Raw genomic sequence first — 19,575 nt, forward strand, 5'->3', positions numbered from 1 at the left:
GCCGGGCATGCCCCGCATCCTTGTCGACGCCGACGCCTGTCCGGTGAAGGACGACATCTACCGGGTTGCCGTTCGCCACAATGTGCCCGCCGTGGTGGTGTCGAACAGCGGCATGCGCCTGCCCGGCCATCCGCTTGTCACCCAGATGGTCGTCAGCGACGGCTTCGACGCCGCCGATGACTGGATCGCCGCACAGGCCGGGCCCGACACGCTGGTCATCACCGGCGATATCCTGCTTGCCGACCGCGCGCTCAAGGCCGGGGCAACGGTCATCGCCCATAACGGCCGGCCGTTCACGGCAAGCTCGATCGGCGCCGCGATCGCCACCCGCGCCATCATGGCCGACCTGCGCGCCGGCGGCGATGTGGTGCCGGGCGGCCCCGGCACCTTTTCCAAGGCCGACCGGGCGCGGTTCCTCCAGGCGATCGACGCGGCGCTGGTGCGGTTGGCGCGGGGCTGACGCCCCTCATCACAAGGCCGCCAGCAACCCCTCGGCCAGCACCGCCGCCATTGCCGCCACCCCGGCCGTATCGCCGATCAGATCCTGCCGGACTTCCAGCTCGACATAGGGGCGCCCGGCCGGAAAACAGTGACGCGGCACGCTATGGTCGGTGCCATCCATGCGATAGGGTTCATTGTCGCCCACCACCAGGTCACCGCGCGCCGTCAGCCATGCCAGCAGCCGCAGCGCCAGCCGATCATTGCCACCAGCGTGCAGCACGCCGATCTGCCACGGCCGCACCACCCCGGCCATGACCGGCGTGAAGCTGTGCAGCGATACCAGCGCATGGTCGGTCGGCCTGCCCGCCAGCGCCGCCGCGATGGCCGCCTGGTAGGGTATGTGGATTTCGGCCACCCGTGGCCCCCTGTCGGCGCCCATATTGCCCGGTACCGGCGTCCCGTCGCTTGCATCGGGCACCGCCTCCGCCGACATCGGGTCGCGGTTGCAATCGATCACCAGGCGCGAATAGCGCTGCCGCACGAAGACCGCGTCGAGCCGGTCGGCGAGCTGCCGCCCCAGCGCATCGACCCCGATATCCCAGCCGATATGCCGCGCCCGGTCGGCGTCCGAAACGCCCAGATCGCCCAGCGCCGCCGGCACCAGATTGCCCGCATGATCGCCGATCAGCAGCAGCGCCGCCTGGCCGCCCGGGTTGACGATTTCAACCGGGTCCAAGTCACGGGAAAGCAATAGTCGTTGCAAATCGCCTGCCACGCGTCAATTCTTTCGGAATGATCGTTCTGACCATAGATCATGTGACCACCTACAGCTATCGGCGCAAGGTTTCCTTCGGCGAGCATCGCATCATGACGCGGCCGCGCGAAAGCCACGACCAGCGGCTGATCGACTCCCAACTCGTCATCGATCCGCCGCCGACCGCGCTGCGCTGGGTGCAGGACGTGTTCGGCAATTCGGTTGCCATCGCCACCTTCGACACGCGCGCCGCGACGCTGCGCTTCCACAGCCGCGCCACCGTCGAGCATCTGCCGCTGTCGATCGCCGAGATCGAGATCGAGGATTATGCCCGCTGCTACCCCTTCACCTATTCGTCGGAGGACATGCCCGACCTGCTCCGCAGCATCGAACGCCAGCACCATGATCCGGCACGCATCATCGACAGCTGGGCCCGGCAGTTCGTTCCGGAGGCGGCGACGATCGAGACCATGGCGTTGCTCACCGCCATGACCCAGGCGATCCGCCGCGACTTCGCCTATGTCTCGCGCAGCGAAAAGGGCACGCAAAGCCCCATCGAAACGCTCGAACGGCGCCAGGGCACCTGCCGCGATTTCGCCGTGCTGATGATCGAGGCGGTGCGTGCGCTGGGCTTCGCCGCGCGCTTCGTCTCGGGCTATGTCTACAGCCCGTCGACGCGCGAGCGCCGCGTCGGCGGCGGCAACACCCATGCCTGGGTCCGCATCTTCCTGCCGGGATCGGGATGGGTCGAATTCGACCCCACCAACGGCATCGTCGGCAACCGCGGGCTGATCCGCGTCGGCGTGGCGCGCGATCCCTATCAGGCGGTGCCGCTGTCCGGCACCTGGGCCGGCTTTCCCGACAGCGTTCTCGATATGACCGTTTCGGTTGATATCATTTTGCAATCTCGCGCGTTGGACCCCACCGAAGGAGAACCCATCCCATGTTGATCCGCGCCGGTTATGACATCAGCTTCAGCAGCGAAACGACCACTCCCATGCTGGCGATGCTCAATATCCACCCGTCGCGCAACAAGGATCTGAAGACTCCCCACCGCATCATCGCCAGCCCCGATGTGCCGATGTACGATTATGTCGATGCCTTCGGGAACAACACCACCCGCTTCGTCATTCCCGCCGGCGGCGTCACCCTGTCGTGCGATTTCGTCATCGAGGATTCGGGCCTGCCCGACACCCAGGCGCCCGACGCCCCGCAGGTCCTGGTAGAGGACCTGCCCGACGATATCCTCGTCTACCTGCTCGGCAGCCGCTATTGCGAGACCGACCGGCTTTCCGATGTGGCGTGGAGCCTGTTCGGCGGCATTGCCCCCGGCTGGGCGCGGGTCCAGGCCATCGTCGACTATGTCCACAACCATATCGAGTTCGGCTACGGTCACGCCCGCTCGACCAAGACGGCGTGGGACGCCTATCAGGAAGGCGCCGGCGTCTGCCGCGACTTCGCCCATCTGGCGGTGACCCTGTGCCGCTGCATGAACATTCCGGCACGCTATTGCACCGGCTATCTCGGCGACATCGGTATCCCCCCCGTCGACGCGCCGATGGACTTTTCCGCGTGGTTCGACGTCTATCTGGGCGGCGAATGGTATACGTTCGACGCCCGCCACAACCGTCCGCGCATCGGCCGCATCCTGATGGCACGCGGCCGCGACGCCACCGACACGGCATTGACCAACGCGTTCGGCCGCGCCTCGCTCGTCCGCTTCGACGTCCACACCGACGAGGTTGCGGGCATCGACTAGACCGCGCCAACGCGCCCCCTTCCCCCACGCGCGCTGCATGCTAAAAGCGCGGCGACATGCATCGCTTTGCCAACCCCGCGCGGTTCCTGCGCATCGCTCGCGTGGCGACGCCGCTGGCGCTGGTGCTCGGCCTCATCCTCACCGGTGCCGGTCTCTATATCGGCCTGTTCGCCTCGCCGCCCGACTATCAGCAGGGCGAAAGCGTGCGCATCATGTACGTCCATGTGCCCGCGGCCTGGCTGGCGTCGGGGGGCTATCTCGGGCTCGCCATCGCCTCGGCAACCGCGCTGATCTGGCGCCACCCGCTCGCCACCATCGCCGCGCGCGCCATCGCGCCGGCCGGCGCGGCCTTCGCCGCCATCTGCCTGATGTCGGGTTCACTCTGGGGCAAGCCGACCTGGGGCACCTATTGGGTATGGGATGCCCGGCTGACCTCGATGCTCGTCCTGCTGTTCCTTTATCTCGGCTATCTGGCGCTGTCGGCGTCGGAGGGGGAGCGGGGCGGCGAGCGCAAGGGCGCTGCCATCCTGGCGCTGGTCGGTGCCATCAACCTGCCGGTGATCAAATATTCGGTCGAATGGTGGAACACGCTTCACCAGGGGTCGAGCATCAGCGTGCTGTCGGCGAAATCCGCCATGGCGCCGGAGATGCTGCGGCCGCTGCTGCTGTCGGTCGCCGGCTTCACCTTCCTGTTTGCCGCCATCGTGCTGATGCGGATGCGCGCCATGATCGCCGAACAGCGCGTCGAGGCGCGCTCGCGCCGGCTGGCGGAAGCGATCGCATGAGGAAACGGGCATGATCGACGGCGTCGTCCACCAGGCCGATCTGTGGGCATCCTACATCTGGCCGTCCTACATCCTGACCATCGGTGGCATGGCGGCGTTGCTGGTCTGGGCCTGGACCAGCATGCGCAGCGCGGAAAAGCGCGCCGACACGATGAAACGTCGGTGACCGAAGTGAAAGGCGACCAATGAGGATCAGGGCCAAGACCCAGCGGCTGTGGCTGGTCGTGGGTGCCATGGTGGCACTCGGCGGCGCCGGCGCGCTGGCGTTCTCCACGCTGGGCGACAAGGCGACCTATTTCTATGCCCCGTCGGACCTTGCCGGCATCCCCGCGCCGACCAGCGCCATTCGCCTGGGCGGCATGGTCGAGAAGGGCTCGCTGGTCCGCAATGGCCAGACGGTGACCTTCGTCGTCACCGACAATGCCCGGACGCTGCCGGTTACCTATACCGGCATCCTCCCCGACCTGTTCCGCGAAGGCCAGGGCGTGATCGCCGAAGGCAAGATCGACCCGGCGTCGGGCATGTTCACCGCCGAGACGATCTTGGCGAAGCATGACGAGAAATATATGCCGCCGGAGGTGACGGGGGCGATGCGCAAAACCGAGGGCAGGGTGAGCTGAAGCGCCGCGCGGGCGCTACGCGCCGACAGGCGCAAAGCCGGACGGCGGGCTTTGTCCGCGCATTTTCTTTGATGGGTGAGCAAGCAAGGCAAGGGGCATGGGCAAAGCCCATGCTGACGTCAGACGCTATCGGCCAGCAAGGCTGTCCGCCGCGCTGGCCGAGCTTGCGCCTGTCGGCGCGTCGCGACGCGCTACGCGCGCGCGGCGCTGCGCTTAAAACTTCGTCCTGACCGTAACCCCGAACGTCCGCGGTTCGGCGGGGAAGGTCACGAACACCTGGTTCGCCGTCGCCGACAGGCCGCGGGCCACGGCGTTGAAGGTGCCGCTGCCCTGCAGTGGCGCATCCGCCGCGACCTGCTGGTAGACGGCGTCGAACAGGTTCTGCGACCACAGCTCGATGCCCCAGATCCGGTCCCGACCATAAAGGCCGATACGGGCATTGGCGACCGCAAAGCCGGGCTGGACCTTCTCGATGTCGAGATCGGACCCGGTGTTGAGCGCCGAGCTGTACCGCATGTCGAAATACAGTAGCGCCGACAGCGTTTCGTTGATCTTGGGCGTCCATGACGCGCTGCCCGTCACCACATAGGCCGATGAGTTCGACAGGCGCTGGCCGGGCAGCTGGAACAGCGTCGGTGCCAGCGACAGCCCGTTGAAACCGGCCAGCTGGTCGGCATAGCGCGTGTCGGTATAGGTCATGCCGGCGGCAAAGGTGATGTCGTCGGTCGGGAACATGAAGGCTTCGAGCTCGACACCCTTGGAAATCAGCCCTGCCTTGCGCTTCCCGGTGCACTGCGAATTGCCGGCGATCAGGTCACGATCGCGGCCGCCCAGGTCGACGCTGCAGCCTTCGATATTGGCAACTTCGAAATTGACGCCGTTGAAGGTGTTGAGCTGGAAGTCATCGAACTTCTGGTAGAACAGCGCCGCGTTGAGCTTGAATTCGCGCAGGTCGAGCTTGGCCCCGAGTTCGAAGGCATCGACCGTTTCCGGCGCGAACTGCAACGTCTGCGCCGATGGCGCCAGCGCGTTGAGCGCCGAGGTGTCGAGGTTGAACCCGCCCGCCTTGTAGCCGCGCGAATAGCTGCCATAGACCAGCACCTCGTCGATCGGCTTAACCGACAGCACGGCGGTGCCGGTCAGCTTGTTCTCCCGGCGCTGGGTGCCGTCGCTGCCGGCGGCAAAACCGGGGCCGGCGGTGTTGTTGATGACGCAGGCGACGCTGGTCACCGTCGGCCGCAACGCCGCCAGGCCGCCCAGATTGCCGTTGAAGCGCCGCACGGCGCCGCAGAAATTGTTGTTGGACAGGAAAACGCTTTCCAGGTCCTTCTTTTCGTTGGTGTAGCGCAGCCCGAGCGTCAGCAGGACCTTGTCGGGCACCAGGCTGACGACGTTATGCGTGAAGAAGGCATAGTTGGTGCTCTTCTGCTTGAAATAGCCGCCCTGGACGATGCCGGTGCCGTTCAGCAGGCTCTGCCCGGCGGGCGTCACATAGCCGATGGCATTGGCGAAGGTCTGCAGGGTGTTCGGCAGGCCCGTCGATGCCGCGAGCTGGGCGTTGTAATAGCGTTCGAAATCGGCGCCATATTTCAGGTCGTCGTCGGTGCGCAGCGTTTCCTTCGAATAATAGCCGCCGATCAGGTAATCGAGGCGGTCATTGAAGGCATTGCCCTGCAGGCGCAGTTCCTGGCTGAAGGTCTGGAACTTGCGGTTCTGGTCGCTGCGCGCCAGCAGGTCGATCCGGTTGAAGTCGCCATCCTGCCCGGCACGGTTCTTGAACTCGCGATAGCCGGTGATCGACGTCAGCGTCGCGCCGCCGAAATCATAGTTGATCTCGGCCGACCCGCCCCAGTCGCGCGTGCGCTGGTTGAAGTTCACGCCCGGCGTGATCGAGGTTTCATAGACATAGGCATCGCCATTGGTGGCGGTGCGGTAGATGCCGCCCAGGCTGGTGACCAGATTGGCGATACCGTTGGCGCCGATGATGACTTCGCCGGTGGCCGGGTTGCGCGACAGGCCGCGGATGGGGGAAATGATCGCGGCGCCGCAACATTCCTCGTTCTTCTGGTTGTAATCGCCGATCAGCCGGACCGTCAGGTCGTCATTGGGCTTCAGCAGCAACTGGCCGCGAACGAGGAAACGGTCGCGGTTGTTGAGGTCGCGCCCCGACACCACATCGGTCAGAAAACCGTCGCGCTTGTTGAAGACGCCGTCGATGCGAAAGGCGACCTTGTCGTTGATCGGTCCGGTCAGGCTGCCCATCAACCGGATGTTGTTGAAATTGCCATAGGTCGCCTCGGCCTGGCCGCCGGCATCGAACTGCGGCAGCGCCGTGGTGATGTTGATGAGGCCCGCCGACGCATTGCGGCCGAACAACGTGCCCTGCGGCCCGCGCAGCACTTCGATGCCCTCCAGCGGGCCAAGGTCGGTCAGGCCGACGCCGGTGCGGCTGCGATAGACGCCATCGATGAACACCGCGACCGACGATTCGAGCCCGGCATTCTCGCCGACCGTGCCGACGCCGCGAATGCGCGCCGCGCCGTTTGATTCATTGGTCGCCGATGACACCAGCAGCGACGGTGCCAGCTGGTTGAGCTGGCGGATATCGGTGCCGCCCGAATTCTGCAGCTGTTCGGCGCTGATGGCGCTGACCGCGATCGGCACGTCCGACAGCACCTGGTTGCGCCGCGTCGCCGAAATGATGATCTCGTTGGCATCGACGGGGGCGGCCGCGGTGGTGTTGGCTGCCTGGCGCGCCTGCACGGCGACAGGCGCCATGGCCGCCGGAATCGCAAGGGACGCAACCGACACCAACCAGATGCTCTTCATCGATGACTCCCCAGAGTTTTCGCGCTTGTTTTCGCGCCGATTTCGGCACGATTATTTGTTGGCCTCATGGGTAGAACAATCATTCCCGGTCGCCAATGGAGCCGCCCGGCGCCACCATCAAGAATTCCGCGTCTGTGCTTTTGCCACCACACCGGCCGGGACTTGCCGCTGGCCGCCGGCGCCGCCATGGTGCCCGCAACAAACGGGAGCCCATGACATGAACCGCCTGGCCGGCAAGATCGCCCTCATCACCGGTGCGGCGCAGGGACTGGGCGCCGCCATGGCGCACAAGTTCGCCGCCGAAGGCGCCCGCGTCGTGCTGACCGACATCAACGCCGCCGGCGCCGCCGCACAGGCCGCGCAGATCGGCGACGCCGCCGCCAGCATCGGTCATGACGTCACCGACATCGCCGCGTGGGAGGCGGCGCTGGCCTTTACCGAGGACCGCTTCGGCGGCCTCCACATCCTTGTCAACAACGCCGGCATCGCGGCGGGCAGTACCGTCGAGGCGACCAGCTTCGAAGACTGGCGCCGTGTCCATGCCATCGACCTCGACAGTGTCTTCTTCGGCTGCAAGCTGGCGCTGCCGCTGATGGCGCGCACGGTCCGGGACACCGGCGTGCGCGGGTCGATCGTCAACATCTCGTCGATCGCCGGTGTCATCGCCGGTCACAACAGCGCCCCCTACAACAGCGCCAAGGCGGCCGTCCGCCACCTGACCAAATCGGTCGCGCTGCACTGCGCCAAGCAACGCTATGGCATCACCTGCAACAGCATCCACCCGGTCTTCATCGACACGCCGATCCTCGATGCCCTCACCGGCCACCTCGGCCGCGAAGAGGGTCTTGCCAAGCTCGGCCGGCAGATCCCGCTCGGCGCAGTCGGCGAGCCCGACGACATCGCCTGGGCCGCCGTCTATCTGGCGTCGGACGAAGCCAAGATGGTGACAGGGCATGGGCTGTATGTGGATGGCGGCATATCGGCGATGTGAGGCCGATGGGCGGTTCGGCCCGCGCGTCTTGCCGACAGATCAGCCCCCACCACCCCGCCGCATCGGCATCGCATCGATGACCGCCACCAGCTGCGCCGCTGCAATCGGCCCCCGGGCGCGCAGTTTCGTCCCGCCGTCCTTGCCGATCAGCGCCGCCGAAAAGCCGCGCGCCGCCCCGCACCGCCGCCGCAACGCCGCTGCCGTATCGCCCGCACCCGTCACCCGGTCGCCGGCGACGGTCACCAGCACCAGGTCGCGTTCCGCCGCGTCACCGGCCATGCCGGCGACAATCTCCTGCTGCCGCGCCAGCGCCGGATCATCGGCCGTCGGCGCACAGACGAGCAGCACCCGCTGCTGCCAGCGCAGCGCGTCCAGCGGCGGCAGCGGTGCGGCCGCCGCCGCGATTGCCAGCATCAGGGTCATCATCGTCATGCCTTCGCAACGCCCCGCCCGCGCCGGCGCTCCCGCCCGCCCGCCTTTCTTCCGCCGTCCTCCTCCCCTATATGCTGCACCATGCAGATCCCCGGCCAGTTCGACCCCCACACCGTCCCGCGTCGGCAGGCACCGCCGCGGCCCGATGGCAAGCGCGTCCTGCTCGGCCTGTCGCGGCCGAAGCTGCGCGAGGCGCTGATCGGCGTCGGCATCCCCGAAAAACAGGCGAACATGCGCGTGTCGCAGGTCTGGAACTGGATCTACCAGCGCGGTGCCACGCAGGTTTCGGCCTTTGCCAATATCTCCAAGGATACCCGCGCGCTCCTCGACCAGCATTTCGTCGTCGGCCGCCCGGAAATCGTCACCGCCCAGGTGTCGGTCGACGGCACCCGCAAATGGCTGCTGCGCTTCGACGATGGCGAGGAAGCCGAATGCGTCTTCATCCCCGACGCCTATCGCGGCACGCTCTGCGTCTCCAGCCAGGTCGGCTGCACCCTCAACTGCCGCTTCTGCTTCACCGGCACGATGCGGCTGGTGCGCAACCTGACGCCGGCGGAAATCGTCGGCCAGGTCATGCTCGCCCGTGATGCCCTTGGCGAATGGCCGAACGGCACCGCCTCGCTGCCGGCGCTGCCCGATACCGACGACGATGACGACGAGCGGCCGTGGATCCCCGGCCACAACCAGCCGGGCAGCAACTATACCTCCGAAGGCCGCATGCTGACCAACATCGTCATGATGGGCATGGGCGAGCCGCTGTGCAATTTCGACAATGTCCGCGACGCGCTGGCCATCGTCATGGACGGCGACGGCCTCGGCCTGTCGAAGCGCCGCATCACCCTGTCGACCTCGGGCGTGGTGCCGATGATGGCGCGGGCGGGCACCGAGATCGGCGTCAACCTCGCCGTCTCGCTCCACGCCGTCACCAAGGAAATCCGCGACGAGATCGTGCCGATCAACAAGCGCTATGGCATCGAGGAGCTGTTGACCGCCTGCGCCGCCTATCCCGGCGCCAACAACGCCCGGCGCATTACCTTTGAATATATCATGCTGAAGGACAAGAACGACCGGGACGAGGACGCCCATGAACTCGTCCGGCTGATCCGCAAATATCGCCTGCCGGCCAAGGTCAACCTGATCCCCTTCAACCCCTGGCCGGGTTCGATCTACGAAACCTCCACCCCCGAACGCGTGGCGGCCTTTTCGGACATCATCTTCGCCGCCGGCATCTCCGCCCCCATCCGCCGTCCGCGCGGGCGCGACATCATGGCAGCCTGCGGCCAGCTCAAATCGGCGAGCGAGATCGTCAGCCGCGCCGAACTGGCCCGGCGCGCGGCCGCCAAGGAAGCCGAATGGGTCTGACGGCGACGTCGCTGCGCGTGCCCGCGGCGACAGACCTGCCCGAATATTCCGCCGCACTCGAACGCGGCTGGTCGCCCGACAACACCCGCGCCGCCGCCGCCGCGGAACAGCTGGCGGCCATCGCTGCGGACCCCGCGGCCTTTCTTGCCTTGCTCGACGATCCCGGGGCCGCCGGCCCGCCGATCCGCCTGCCCGATGGCAGCACGGTGCCGCGCCTGCCCAGCCTTACGCGCTGGATCTGGTCCGATGGCTTTTGCGGCAGCATCGGTTTTCGCTGGCAGCCGGGAACGGCGGCGCTGCCGGACCATGTGCTGGGTCATGTCGGCTTTGCCGTGGTGCCGTGGCGGCGCGGGCAAGGTCACGCCACCCGCGCGCTGGCGCTGTTTCTCGATGAACCGCGCCGGCACGGCCTGGCGCATGTCGATCTGACGACGAATGTCGACAACCTGGCGTGCCAGCAGGTCGTAGTGGCCAATAGCGGGCGATTGGTCGATCGCTTCGAAAAGCTGCCGGCCTATGGCGGCGGCGAGGCGCTGCGGTTTCGGATTGTGTTTTAGGGAGCGAGGGAAGGGAAGGGGCACGGGCAAAGCCCGTGCTGGCGTCGGACGGGTTCGGCGGCGGAAGGCGCCGCCGCCCCGCCGGCCGGGTGATGCGCGAGTCCGCGCGCAAGAAGCCTTGCGCTCGGCCGCGCCCGCTCCTCGCTTTAGCGAGGAGCTATCACCATCAACATCTGCCGACCTTCCATCTTCGGCGTCTGCTCGACCTTGGCATATTCGGCCGAATCGTCGCGCACCCGCTCCAGCAGCGCCAGCCCGAGTTCGCCATGCGAAAGCTCGCGGCCGCGGAAGCGCAGCGTCAACTTGACCTTGTCGCCTTCCTCGATGAAGCGCTGAACCGCCTTCATCTTGGTATCATAATCATGGTCGTCGATGTTCGGACGCATCTTGATCTCCTTGATCTCCTGCGTCTTCTGGTTCTTGCGCGCGGCAGCGGCCTTTTTCTGCGCTTCGTACTTGAACTTGCCGACATCGAGAATCTTGCACACCGGCGGATCGGCACCGGGGGACACTTCAACGAGGTTCAACCCCGCCTCATGCGCCGTCGCAATGGCTTCCTTGGTGTAGAGCACACCCAGATTTTCCCCGTCCTGGTCGATGACCCGAACCTTGGGAACGGTGATGAACTCGTCATAACGCGGACCGTTCATCGGCGCGGGAGCGTTCATCATGCGGCGTGGGGGGGTTGGTATGGCAGTGTCTCCTGTGGCGTTGCTGAACGCGATGTAACGCTTTATCGCGCATTTCGAAAGGTGGCCTGCGCATTTTGCCATGGGTGACGCAAAACGGGCACAGCGCCCAAGGCCTACAACACGCGCCATCGACCATCGCGCCAGCAACCATGTTGCCACACCCTGATGCGAAGCCGGCGCGGCTGCGCTATCTCCCTGCCATGACACCAAAGTCTTCCGCGCCCGTGTTCCCAGCGCCCGTGTCCTCCGCGCCCGTGCTGTCGGTCACCGGCCTCGGCAAGGCGGTGCCCGGCGGCCGCCAGCTGTTCACCGGGCTGTCGCTCGCCGTCGCGCCTGGGGAAATCGTCGCCATCATGGGCGAATCGGGCGTCGGCAAATCGACCCTGCTCAACCTTGTCGCGGGGCTCGACACCGCCGATTCCGGACGCATCGCCATCGCCGGCCACGACTTCGCCGCCTTGGGCGACGACGCCCGCACGCGGCTGCGCCGTGACCATATCGGCTTCGTCTTCCAGGCCTTTCATATCCTGCCCCACCTCACCCTTGCCCAGAATGTCGCGCTGCCGTTGGTGCTTGCCGATAGTCCCGCCGCCGCCGCCCTGCCGCGCGCCCAGGCGATGATGGCCAAGGTCGGGCTCGGGGACCGTGGCGGCGACTTTCCGGCCCAGCTTTCGGGCGGCGAGCTGCAGCGCATCGCCATCGCGCGCGCCCTAATCCACACCCCGTCGCTGATCCTCGCCGACGAACCCACCGGCAACCTCGATCCCGAAACCGCAGAACGCGTGCTGGCGTTGTTCATCGCCGAAACCCGGGCATCGGGCGCCGGCACCGTCATCGTCACGCACAGCGACCGCGCCGCCGCCGTCGCCGACCGCGTGCTGGCGCTGGGGGCCGCGGGGCTGACGCCGCGTTGACCGCGCTTCTGCCCGTCGCGGCGCGCTGGATGGTCACCGGGGAATGGCGTGCCCATCCCGGCCGCGCCATCATCGGCGCGCTGGCGATCGCCGTCGGGGTGGCGCTCGGCTTTGCCGTCCATCTCGTCAATCGTTCGGCCCTCGACAGTTTCGCCAGCGCCGTCAGCACGGTCAACGGCGCCGCCGACCTGCAGGTCCACGCCGCCACCCCCGCCGGCTTCGATGAAGGCCTGTACCCGCGCGTTGCCCGCCTGCCCGGAGTCGCCGCCGCCAGCCCGGTGGTGGAATTGGCCGCCAGCGCCGGCGGTCGCGAGCGCACCGTCGCGGATCGCAGCGGCCGCATCACCCTGCTCGGGCTCGACGTGCTGCGCGCCGTCACCGTCACTCCCAGTCTCGTCGGCGCACCGCTCGGCAGCGTCGGCGCGCCGCGTCCGTTCGACCCCGATGCCCTGTTCGTCTCGCGCGCGGCGCTCGCCAGCCTCGGCGCCAAGGTCGGGGACCGCACCAGCCTCGTCGCCGCCGGCCGGCAACGGCATTTCACCATCGCCGGCCTGCTGTCCGGTGCAGGAGACGACCAGGCGCTGGCGGTCATCGACATCGCCGACGCACAATGGCGCTTCGGGCAGCTTGGCCGCCTCCAGCGCATCGACATCAAGCTGAAGGCCGGTGTCGACCGCGGCGCCGCCGCTGCCGCCATCGCCCGCGTCCTGCCCGCCGACGCCGAGCTCGTCTCCGCCGCCAGCGAGGGCCAGCGCAGCGAATCGCTGTCGCGCGCCTATCGCGTCAACCTCGAGATGCTGGCGATGGTGGCGCTGCTCACCGGCGGCTTCCTGGTCTATTCGGCGCAATCGCTCGCCGTCGCCCGCCGCCGGTCGCAGTTCGCGCTGCTGCGCGTTCTCGGGCTGCAGCGCCGCGCGCTGGTGGCGCAACTGGTCATCGAAGGCGCCCTCATCGGCCTTGTCGGCGCACTCGCTGGTATCCTGCTCGGCTATGGCCTTGCCGACCTTGCCGTCACCCGGTTGGGCGGCGATCTTGGCGGCGGCTATTTCCGCGGCGCGACCGCCCACCTCGCCTTCGCACCGCTCGCCGCACTGGCCTATACCGGCCTCGGCATTGCGGTGGCGGTCGCCAGCAGCCTCGTTCCCGCCCGTGCCGCCGGCCGCGCCCAGCCGGCGGTGGCGCTGAAGGCCGCCGGCGACCTGACCGACCCGCGCCACCGCCCACGCGCATTGCCGGGCGTCGCCCTCATCGCCGCCGGCGGGCTCGCGGCGCTCGGGCCGCCGCTCTGGGGGCTGCCATTGCTCGGCTATGCCGCCATGGCGCTCATCCTCGCCGGCGGCATCGCCGTGATGCCGGCGCTGGCGCGTGCCCTGCTGTCGCCGCTGCAGGGCGCCAGCTGGCCACCCGCCATCGACCTTGCCGTGCGGCGTCTGTGGGGCGCGCCGGAACAGGCCGCGGTGGCGCTGTGCGGGATCGTCGCCTCGACCAGCCTGATGGTCGCCATGGCGGTCATGGTGACCAGCTTTCGCGGTTCGGTCGATGCCTGGCTGACGGCGGTGCTGCCGTCCGACATCTATCTCCATGTCGAAGGTGCGGAGGCCGGGGGGCTCGATCGCGCCGCACAGGCCCGGCTTGCCGCCACCCCCGGCGTCGCCCGCATCGCCTTCGTCCGCCAATTGCCGCTGCGCCTCGCCCCCGACCGCCCCGCGGTGATGCTCAGCGCCCAGCCGATCGACCCGGCCGACCCCGGTGCATCGATGCCGCTGATCGGACCCGGCGTCGCCGTTCCCGCCGGCGCCACCGCCATCTGGGTGTCGGAACCGATGGGCTGGCTCTATGGCCTGAAGCCCGGCGACCGCACCAGCCTGCCACTCGGCGGCGCCGCGCGCCCGGTGTTCGTGGCCGGCGTCTGGCGCGACTATGCCCGGCAGTTCGGCGCCATCGCCATCGCCGATACCGACTTTGCGCGCCTGACCGGCGACGCCAGCACCTCCGAAGCCGCCGTCACCCTCGCCCCCGGTGCCGACGCGGCGGCCACCATCGCCGCGCTGCGCCGCCACCTGCCGCCAGCGCTGGCGCCGCAGACCTTGTTCGCCGAACCGCGCCAGATGCGGACCATGGCGCTGGCGATCTTCGACCGCAGCTTTGCCGTTACCTATGCGCTGGAAGCCATCGCCATCGTCATCGGCCTGATCGGCGTCGCCGCGACCTTTTCGGCGCAGACGCTGGCGCGCAAGCGGGAATTCGGCATGCTGCGCCACATCGGCGTCCGCCGCCGCCAGATCATGGCGATGCTCGCCACCGAAGGCGCCGCGCTCGGCCTGGTCGGCGTCATCGCCGGGCTGGGGCTGGGACTGGTGATGGCGCAGGTCCTTATCCATGTCGTCAACCCGCAGTCGTTCCACTGGACGATGGACACGCAACTGCCCTGGGGGCTGTTCGGCGCGCTCGTCATGGCCCTCGTCGCTGCCGCCGCCGGCACGGCGGTCATTGCCGGTCGCCGCGCCCTGTCCGCCGACGCGGTTCGGGCAGTACGGGACGATTGGTGATGGCGATCCGCATGTTTCTCGCGCTTTTCGCCATGCTGCTGGGCGCTGCCGCCCCGACCTACACCCCCGTGACCCCGGCCACGCCCATCTCCTTCCCCCGCGATCACGGCGCCCACCCGGATTTCCGTACCGAATGGTGGTATGTCACTGGCTGGCTGAAAACCGATGCCGGCGAAAACCTCGGCTTCCAGGTCACCTTCTTCCGCAGCAAGCTGGCGACCGACCCCGCCAACCCCAGCCGATTCGCGCCGCGCCAGATCCTGTTTGCCCATGCCGCCCTGTCCGACCCCAAAGCGGGCAAGCTGCGCCACGCCCAGCGCATCGCCCGCGCCGGGTTCGGCCTGGCGCAGGCCAGCACCACCGACACCGACCTCGTCCTCGACGACTGGACGCTGAGACGCCGCGCCGATGGCAATTTCACCACCCATGTCGCCGGCGACGGTTTCGCGCTCGACCTCGTCTTCACCCCCGGCCAGGCCGCGATCCTCCAAGGCGACGCCGGCTATAGCCAGAAAGGCCCCGACCCGCGCGAGGCCAGCCATTATTACAGCCTGCCCCACCTGGGCGTCGGCGGCACGCTGACGCGCGATGGCACGCCGGCCACCGTCACCGGCACCGCCTGGCTCGACCGCGAATGGTCCTCCACCCTGCTCAACCCGCGCGCCGTGGGCTGGGACTGGCTGGGCCTCAACATGGACGATGGCGGCGCGCTGACGCTGTTCCGCGTCCGCGACAAGGCGGGCGCGGATGTCTGGGCCGGCGGCTCCTATCGCGACAAGGCCGGACGCCAGACCAAATTGCGGCCAGCGGACGTCCGCTTCCGCCCCGGCCGCCGCTGGCGCTCGCCGCGCACCGGCGCACTCTACCCGGTGGCGCCGCAGGTCGTCGTGCGGCTGAACGGCAGCGATCGCGTCCTCGCCATCACGCCGCTGTTCGACGACCAGGAGCTCGACAGCCGCCGCGGCGGCGGCCCCGTCTATTGGGAAGGCGCCGTCACCGTTCCCGGTGGCCGCGGCTATCTTGAAATGACCGGCTATGCGGCGCCGCTGAAAATGTGAACAAGGCACCCATGACCCCGACCGAACCCCTTTGGACCCCGCCCCTCGCCCCGCCCGCCCCGCGCGGCTTGTGCACCGATTGCGGCGTCTCGCGCACCGCCACCCCGCAGGATTGCGGCGCCGCCTGCCAGTTCATCAAGCCCGACTATCCCGCGCTGGAGGCCCGCATCCACGGGCGCACGCGCGACCCGCAGCGCCCCGACGAGGCCTTTTTCGGCCCCTATCAGGCCATGTTCCGCGCCTCGCTCAAGGCGCCCATCCCCGGCGCGCAATGGACCGGCATCACCACCCGCATCGCCGAAAAACTGCTCGAATCGGGCGCCGTCGATGCCGTCCTCACCATGGCCCCGGACCCGCACGACAAATGGAAGCCCGTCCCCGTCATCGTCACCAGGGCCGAAGGGATGGCGCAGGTCCGCGGCATGCGCATGGGCTATGCGCCGCTGCTAGCCCTGCTCGAACCCGCCCGCGCCGCCGGCCACAAGCGCGTCGCGATCATCGGCATCCCCTGCCAGGTCCACGCCCTGCGCCGGCTGGAGGCCAGCCTGGGCTTCGACCGGATCTACGTCATCGGCACGCCCTGTTCGGACAACACCACCACCGCCAACTTCCACGAATTCCTCGCGCTGCTCTCCGACGATCCGGACAGCATCACCTATCTCGAATTTCGCGCCGATTATCATGTCGAGCTGCGCTTCAGCGATGGCCGGGTGAAGGCCATCCCCTTCCTGATGCTGCCGCTGTCGGACCTGCGCCCCGACTTCTTCCCCCTGACCTGCCGCACCTGCGTCGATTACACCAACACGCTGGCCGACATCACCGTCGGCTATATGGCCGGCACCGGCGAACAATGGCTGGTCGTCCGCAACGACCGCGGCGCCGAACTCGTGGCGCTGCTCGGCGACGAGCTCAAGACCGAAGCCCCGGCCGATTCGGGCAAGCGCGCCGGGCCGGTGAAGGGCTTCATGGCCAACACCGAGCGTGCCGCCGGCGGCCTGCCGCTGCGCCGCATGCCGAAATGGGTGCGGCCGATCGTCGGCTGGCTGATGCCGATCGTCGGCCCCAAGGGCCTCGAATTTGGCCGCGCCCGGGTGGAGATGAAGGCGATCGAAACCATCCTCCACCTGCGCCGCGAAAAGCCGGCGATGGTGAAGAACATGGTCCCCGACCACGTCTGGGCGCTGGTGTCGCCCTACGGGCTGGTGCCGACCGAAGCCGAACGGCACGTCCCGCCGCCTGAAGTCATGCCAGCGCCGGCTGGCATCCAGAGCAACGTCGAAACCGCGTAAGCAATGGCTGTGTTCCGGTGCCATTGGTCTCGCCGGCAACGCGATTGCATTTCGCAATGGGATATCGTTTCCTGTCCTGCCAGCAGCGAGGGCGAGCCATGGAAACCTACAAGGTCACCGGACGCTACGACATTCCAACAGGCATGTGGCAGGTCGAACGGTCGGACCTGCCGGGCCTTTGCGTCGCGGCACCAACCGCCCCGGCCTTTGTCGAGGCTGTCAACAGTGCATGCAGCGCATACGCCGCCGGACGCGACCACCGGGTCGAGATCACGCAGAATTCGTCATTATGGACCCTGTCGTGGCCGTTCGCAAAACGCGTGATCGTCAACGGCACGTTGATGTCTCGGGCGCAAATGGAGATCGTCCGCACACGCTACAAGGCGGCGCGATAACTCCCCGGGCGCCAAGACCTCAGGCGGGAAACACCAGTCGCGTCGTCATCCCCCGGCTGCCATCGACATCGAGCGTGCCGCCGAGCTGACCGACAAAACCCGCGACGATCAGTGTCCCCAGGCCCTTGCGCGTGGCAAGTTCTTTGCCCGGCGGCAGACCGCAGCCATCGTCGACGATCGTCAGGACAAGCCAGCCAGGATCGCCATGCGCCAGCGACAGCCGAATCGTACCGTCCGACCGGCCGCCAAAGGCATGTTTCAGGCTGTTGGTCACCACCTCCGTGACCAGCAGCGACAGGGTCATCATCCGGTCGATGTCGAGCGTCACCGGCACCATTTCGACGCGGCAATCGACATGCGGAGTGCCGGTCATCTCCAGCAGGTCGGCGCACAGGTCCTGGAAATACTGGCCGATGGGAAGCTCGTTCGACACCGGGTCGTAAAGGCGCCGGTGGACGCGCGACATGATCGCAATGCGCAACGTGGCTTCTTCCAGTGCCACCGACGCATTGGCGGGATCGGCAGCCACCATGCGCTTCTGCAGTTGCAGCAGCGAGACGACGAAATTCATGTTGTTGGCGACGCGGTGCTGCAATTCCTGGAACATCGTCCGCTGGCGGTCGTACAGCCGCGCCGTGACTTCGCGTTCGCGGCGCAGTTCGTCGGCGGCAAGCGCCACGAAGTGAAACAATGCGATATCGACGCTGACGATGAAGATATAAAATCCCAACGCGAACGCCGTCGACCTGTCGAGCGCCACGCTGGCGATCGGCGGGATGAAGAAATACCAGGCCGCCAATCCCGACAGCACAGCGCAGACGATTGCCGGCCGCGTGCCGGCCAGAAACGCCGTGACGATCACCGCCGGGAAGAAGGTGAGGAACGGAAATCCCGGTGGCAGCGCGTGATCGAGGCTCAGCCGAAGCGCCAGGGCAATGGCAAAAGCCGCCACGCCGAAACCATAGCGAAATCCCGCACCCCGGCGAACATATCTGCCTATTTGCGCGAAACGAACCATTCACCCTCAACGGCCATTACAAATGGCCCGCACGGCATAGGTGACCCTGTGGAACAAATCCAGTCCGCATTGTGCGGCGCAACATGGTCATGCCAGCCCAGTGAGCTTCGCCGTCAGGTCCCACAGCCGTGCGTTGCGGGCCGCGTCGCTTGCCCGCGCGCTCAGCGGCTGCGAAAATGCCTCGCGCCCGGCGCGCTGCCGGTTGCCCCAGCTCCAGTGCACCCCGGATGCTGCAAAGCCGGCATCCGCCACCACCTGCGCGGCGCGTTCGCCGGACAGCGGCTGGCTGACATAGCCCTTGGTGATGTTCTTCTGGAACCACGGAAAAATCGTCCGGAAGGCCGCCGGCGCGTGGCGGAAAAGCGGCGTGTCGGCAACACAGCCGGGGTAGAGCGTGTTGAAGACGATGCCGGTGTCGGCATGAAACCGCCGGTGCAGTTCGCGGCTCATGATCATCGTGCACAGCTTGGAGTCCTTGTACGCCTTGCCGGGCTTGAAGGCCTTGCCGTCGATCATCGCCACAGGGGCGCGAAAACCGGCCTCCAGACCGGCCAGGTCGCCGAGGTCGGCGGGCGCGGGGATCGGCACCTTGCCGCCGAACTCCTCCGAATTCGCCGTGACCGTGCCGAGCGTGATCAGCCGCGGCGCCACCCCCCGCTGCAGATCGGGCAGCAGCAGGTTGGCGAGCAGGAAATGGCCGAAATAATTGGTGGCGACGCTGATCTCATAACCTTCGGGGGATCGCATCGGCTCGGTCAGCCGCGGCAGATAGACGGCGGCATTGCACAGCAGCGCGTCGAGCCGCCGGCCCGTCTTGCGAAAATCCGCCACGAAGCCGCGCACGCTGTCCATGCTGGCAAGGTCGATAGGCAACAGGCTCCGCCGGTCCGTGGCGATGCCGGTCGCGTCCGCCGCCGCTTCTGCCTTGGCCAGGTCACGGCACGCCATCACCACATGCCAGCCAAGATCGGCCAGCGCCTTGGCGCTCCACAGCCCGACGCCCGACGAGGCACCGGTGACGATGACGGTTTTCGGCTCGGTTCTGTCCATGGCGCACGCATGGCGCAACCATTTCTCCTCCGCAACCCTACGGCTTGACGCGCGCCGCGCGCTGCCCGAACGCTGGCCCG

Annotated in this window: 20 protein-coding genes; 14 read left to right on the forward strand and 6 right to left on the reverse strand. The window is 67.6% G+C overall.

Features of this window, described 5'->3' with window-relative positions:
• Positions 1-7: 7 nt before the first annotated feature.
• On the forward strand, positions 8-460 hold the full coding sequence (locus GGQ62_RS07415; protein ID WP_152578321.1) for a YaiI/YqxD family protein: 453 nt from the start codon (positions 8-10) through the stop codon (positions 458-460).
• Between the two features lie 9 nt (positions 461-469).
• Here the strand turns inward: GGQ62_RS07415 and GGQ62_RS07420 are convergent, their stop codons facing one another.
• Entirely contained in the window at positions 470-1,177 is a 708-nt protein-coding gene (locus GGQ62_RS07420; protein WP_167649525.1) for an N-formylglutamate amidohydrolase, read from the reverse strand.
• 56 nt (positions 1,178-1,233) lie between these two features.
• Here GGQ62_RS07420 and GGQ62_RS07425 point away from each other — a divergent pair, with 56 nt between their 5' ends.
• From GGQ62_RS07425 to ccmE, 5 genes are read left to right on the forward strand one after another with little or no spacing between them, the layout of a single operon-like run.
• Complete coding sequence (locus tag GGQ62_RS07425; protein ID WP_152578323.1) at positions 1,234-2,145, forward strand: transglutaminase family protein; 912 nt, start codon at positions 1,234-1,236, stop codon at positions 2,143-2,145.
• Positions 2,139-2,954, forward strand: coding sequence for a transglutaminase-like domain-containing protein (locus GGQ62_RS07430; RefSeq protein ID WP_152578324.1), 816 nt, complete (start codon positions 2,139-2,141; stop codon positions 2,952-2,954). The genes GGQ62_RS07425 and GGQ62_RS07430 overlap by 7 nt, the downstream gene beginning before the upstream one ends.
• A 56-nt stretch (positions 2,955-3,010) precedes the next feature.
• A complete protein-coding gene (locus GGQ62_RS07435) occupies positions 3,011-3,739 on the forward strand; it encodes a heme ABC transporter permease (RefSeq protein WP_152578325.1) in 729 nt (242 codons plus the stop codon).
• A gap of 10 nt (positions 3,740-3,749) precedes the next feature.
• On the forward strand, positions 3,750-3,905 hold the full coding sequence (gene ccmD / locus GGQ62_RS07440; protein WP_152578326.1) for a heme exporter protein CcmD: 156 nt from the start codon (positions 3,750-3,752) through the stop codon (positions 3,903-3,905).
• 25 nt (positions 3,906-3,930) lie between these two features.
• Positions 3,931-4,359 carry a cytochrome c maturation protein CcmE gene (ccmE, locus tag GGQ62_RS07445; protein ID WP_194163393.1) on the forward strand — a complete coding sequence of 143 codons (429 nt, stop codon included), beginning with the start codon at positions 3,931-3,933 and terminating at the stop codon, positions 4,357-4,359.
• A 213-nt stretch (positions 4,360-4,572) separates the two neighbouring features.
• Here ccmE and GGQ62_RS07450 read toward each other — a convergent pair whose 3' ends face one another.
• Entirely contained in the window at positions 4,573-7,137 is a 2,565-nt protein-coding gene (locus tag GGQ62_RS07450; protein ID WP_243446224.1) for a TonB-dependent receptor, read from the reverse strand.
• 268 nt (positions 7,138-7,405) lie between these two features.
• On the opposite strand from GGQ62_RS07450, the gene GGQ62_RS07455 reads away from it, so the two are divergent.
• Positions 7,406-8,179, forward strand: coding sequence for a glucose 1-dehydrogenase (locus GGQ62_RS07455; RefSeq protein ID WP_152578329.1), 774 nt, complete (start codon positions 7,406-7,408; stop codon positions 8,177-8,179).
• Positions 8,180-8,218: 39 nt separating this feature from the next.
• On the opposite strand, the gene GGQ62_RS07460 is transcribed toward GGQ62_RS07455, so the two are convergent.
• Positions 8,219-8,611 (reverse strand): DUF4174 domain-containing protein, encoded by a 393-nt coding sequence (locus GGQ62_RS07460; RefSeq protein ID WP_152578330.1) that lies wholly within the window; start codon positions 8,609-8,611, stop codon positions 8,219-8,221.
• 81 nt (positions 8,612-8,692) lie between these two features.
• Between GGQ62_RS07460 and rlmN the strand changes: the two genes are divergently transcribed.
• Positions 8,693-9,973, forward strand: coding sequence for a 23S rRNA (adenine(2503)-C(2))-methyltransferase RlmN (gene rlmN / locus GGQ62_RS07465; RefSeq protein WP_152578331.1), 1,281 nt, complete (start codon positions 8,693-8,695; stop codon positions 9,971-9,973).
• On the forward strand, positions 9,964-10,530 hold the full coding sequence (locus tag GGQ62_RS07470; RefSeq protein ID WP_152578332.1) for a GNAT family N-acetyltransferase: 567 nt from the start codon (positions 9,964-9,966) through the stop codon (positions 10,528-10,530). The genes rlmN and GGQ62_RS07470 overlap by 10 nt, the downstream gene beginning before the upstream one ends.
• 146 nt (positions 10,531-10,676) lie before the next feature.
• On the opposite strand, the gene infC is transcribed toward GGQ62_RS07470, so the two are convergent.
• Positions 10,677-11,201, reverse strand: coding sequence for a translation initiation factor IF-3 (gene infC, locus GGQ62_RS07475; protein ID WP_152578333.1), 525 nt, complete (start codon positions 11,199-11,201; stop codon positions 10,677-10,679).
• A gap of 260 nt (positions 11,202-11,461) precedes the next feature.
• Here infC and GGQ62_RS07480 point away from each other — a divergent pair, with 260 nt between their 5' ends.
• From GGQ62_RS07480 to GGQ62_RS07500, 5 genes are all read left to right on the forward strand, one after another.
• Positions 11,462-12,136: an ABC transporter ATP-binding protein gene (locus GGQ62_RS07480; RefSeq protein ID WP_243446671.1), complete on the forward strand. Its 675-nt coding sequence runs from the start codon at positions 11,462-11,464 to the stop codon at positions 12,134-12,136.
• Positions 12,133-14,685, forward strand: a complete 2,553-nt coding sequence (locus GGQ62_RS07485) for an FtsX-like permease family protein (protein ID WP_243446225.1) — start codon at positions 12,133-12,135, stop codon at positions 14,683-14,685. Before GGQ62_RS07480 ends, GGQ62_RS07485 begins: the two co-directional genes overlap by 4 nt.
• Positions 14,686-14,696: 11 nt before the next feature.
• The gene (locus GGQ62_RS07490) at positions 14,697-15,743 is read left to right on the forward strand and encodes a lipocalin-like domain-containing protein (RefSeq protein ID WP_243446226.1); all 1,047 of its coding nucleotides are present in this window, start codon (positions 14,697-14,699) and stop codon (positions 15,741-15,743) included.
• Positions 15,740-17,032: a Coenzyme F420 hydrogenase/dehydrogenase, beta subunit C-terminal domain gene (locus GGQ62_RS07495; RefSeq protein ID WP_243446672.1), complete on the forward strand. Its 1,293-nt coding sequence runs from the start codon at positions 15,740-15,742 to the stop codon at positions 17,030-17,032. Before GGQ62_RS07490 ends, GGQ62_RS07495 begins: the two co-directional genes overlap by 4 nt.
• 98 nt (positions 17,033-17,130) lie before the next feature.
• Positions 17,131-17,427, forward strand: coding sequence for a hypothetical protein (locus tag GGQ62_RS07500; protein ID WP_152578336.1), 297 nt, complete (start codon positions 17,131-17,133; stop codon positions 17,425-17,427).
• A gap of 19 nt (positions 17,428-17,446) precedes the next feature.
• On the opposite strand, the gene GGQ62_RS07505 is transcribed toward GGQ62_RS07500, so the two are convergent.
• Together GGQ62_RS07505 and GGQ62_RS07510 are read right to left on the reverse strand one after the other, a co-directional pair.
• A complete protein-coding gene (locus tag GGQ62_RS07505) occupies positions 17,447-18,379 on the reverse strand; it encodes a sensor histidine kinase (RefSeq protein WP_243446673.1) in 933 nt (310 codons plus the stop codon).
• Between the two features lie 153 nt (positions 18,380-18,532).
• Entirely contained in the window at positions 18,533-19,495 is a 963-nt protein-coding gene (locus GGQ62_RS07510) for a protochlorophyllide reductase (RefSeq protein WP_152578338.1), read from the reverse strand.
• Between the last annotated feature and the right edge of the window lie 80 nt (positions 19,496-19,575).

Origin of the sequence: Polymorphobacter fuscus, assembly GCF_011927825.1 — a bacterium.
Taxonomy (GTDB): domain Bacteria; phylum Pseudomonadota; class Alphaproteobacteria; order Sphingomonadales; family Sphingomonadaceae; genus Sandarakinorhabdus; species Sandarakinorhabdus fusca.

Bases quoted from the DNA above. Each gene is read 5' to 3' on its own strand.
- GGQ62_RS07470 (WP_152578332.1), top strand. From the start codon at position 9,964: ATGGGTCTGACGGCGACGTCGCTGCGCGTGCCCGCGGCGACAGACCTG.
- GGQ62_RS07430 (WP_152578324.1), top strand. From the start codon at position 2,139: ATGTTGATCCGCGCCGGTTATGACATCAGCTTCAGCAGCGAAACGACC.
- rlmN (WP_152578331.1), top strand. From the start codon at position 8,693: ATGCAGATCCCCGGCCAGTTCGACCCCCACACCGTCCCGCGTCGGCAG.
- GGQ62_RS07490 (WP_243446226.1), top strand. From the start codon at position 14,697: ATGTTTCTCGCGCTTTTCGCCATGCTGCTGGGCGCTGCCGCCCCGACC.
- GGQ62_RS07425 (WP_152578323.1), top strand. From the start codon at position 1,234: ATGATCGTTCTGACCATAGATCATGTGACCACCTACAGCTATCGGCGC.
- GGQ62_RS07455 (WP_152578329.1), top strand. From the start codon at position 7,406: ATGAACCGCCTGGCCGGCAAGATCGCCCTCATCACCGGTGCGGCGCAG.
- GGQ62_RS07460 (WP_152578330.1), bottom strand. From the start codon at position 8,611: ATGACGATGATGACCCTGATGCTGGCAATCGCGGCGGCGGCCGCACCG.
- GGQ62_RS07450 (WP_243446224.1), bottom strand. From the start codon at position 7,137: ATGGCGCCTGTCGCCGTGCAGGCGCGCCAGGCAGCCAACACCACCGCG.
- ccmD (WP_152578326.1), top strand. From the start codon at position 3,750: ATGATCGACGGCGTCGTCCACCAGGCCGATCTGTGGGCATCCTACATC.
- GGQ62_RS07435 (WP_152578325.1), top strand. From the start codon at position 3,011: ATGCATCGCTTTGCCAACCCCGCGCGGTTCCTGCGCATCGCTCGCGTG.
- GGQ62_RS07415 (WP_152578321.1), top strand. From the start codon at position 8: ATGCCCCGCATCCTTGTCGACGCCGACGCCTGTCCGGTGAAGGACGAC.
- GGQ62_RS07500 (WP_152578336.1), top strand. From the start codon at position 17,131: ATGGAAACCTACAAGGTCACCGGACGCTACGACATTCCAACAGGCATG.
- GGQ62_RS07510 (WP_152578338.1), bottom strand. From the start codon at position 19,495: ATGGACAGAACCGAGCCGAAAACCGTCATCGTCACCGGTGCCTCGTCG.
- infC (WP_152578333.1), bottom strand. From the start codon at position 11,201: ATGATGAACGCTCCCGCGCCGATGAACGGTCCGCGTTATGACGAGTTC.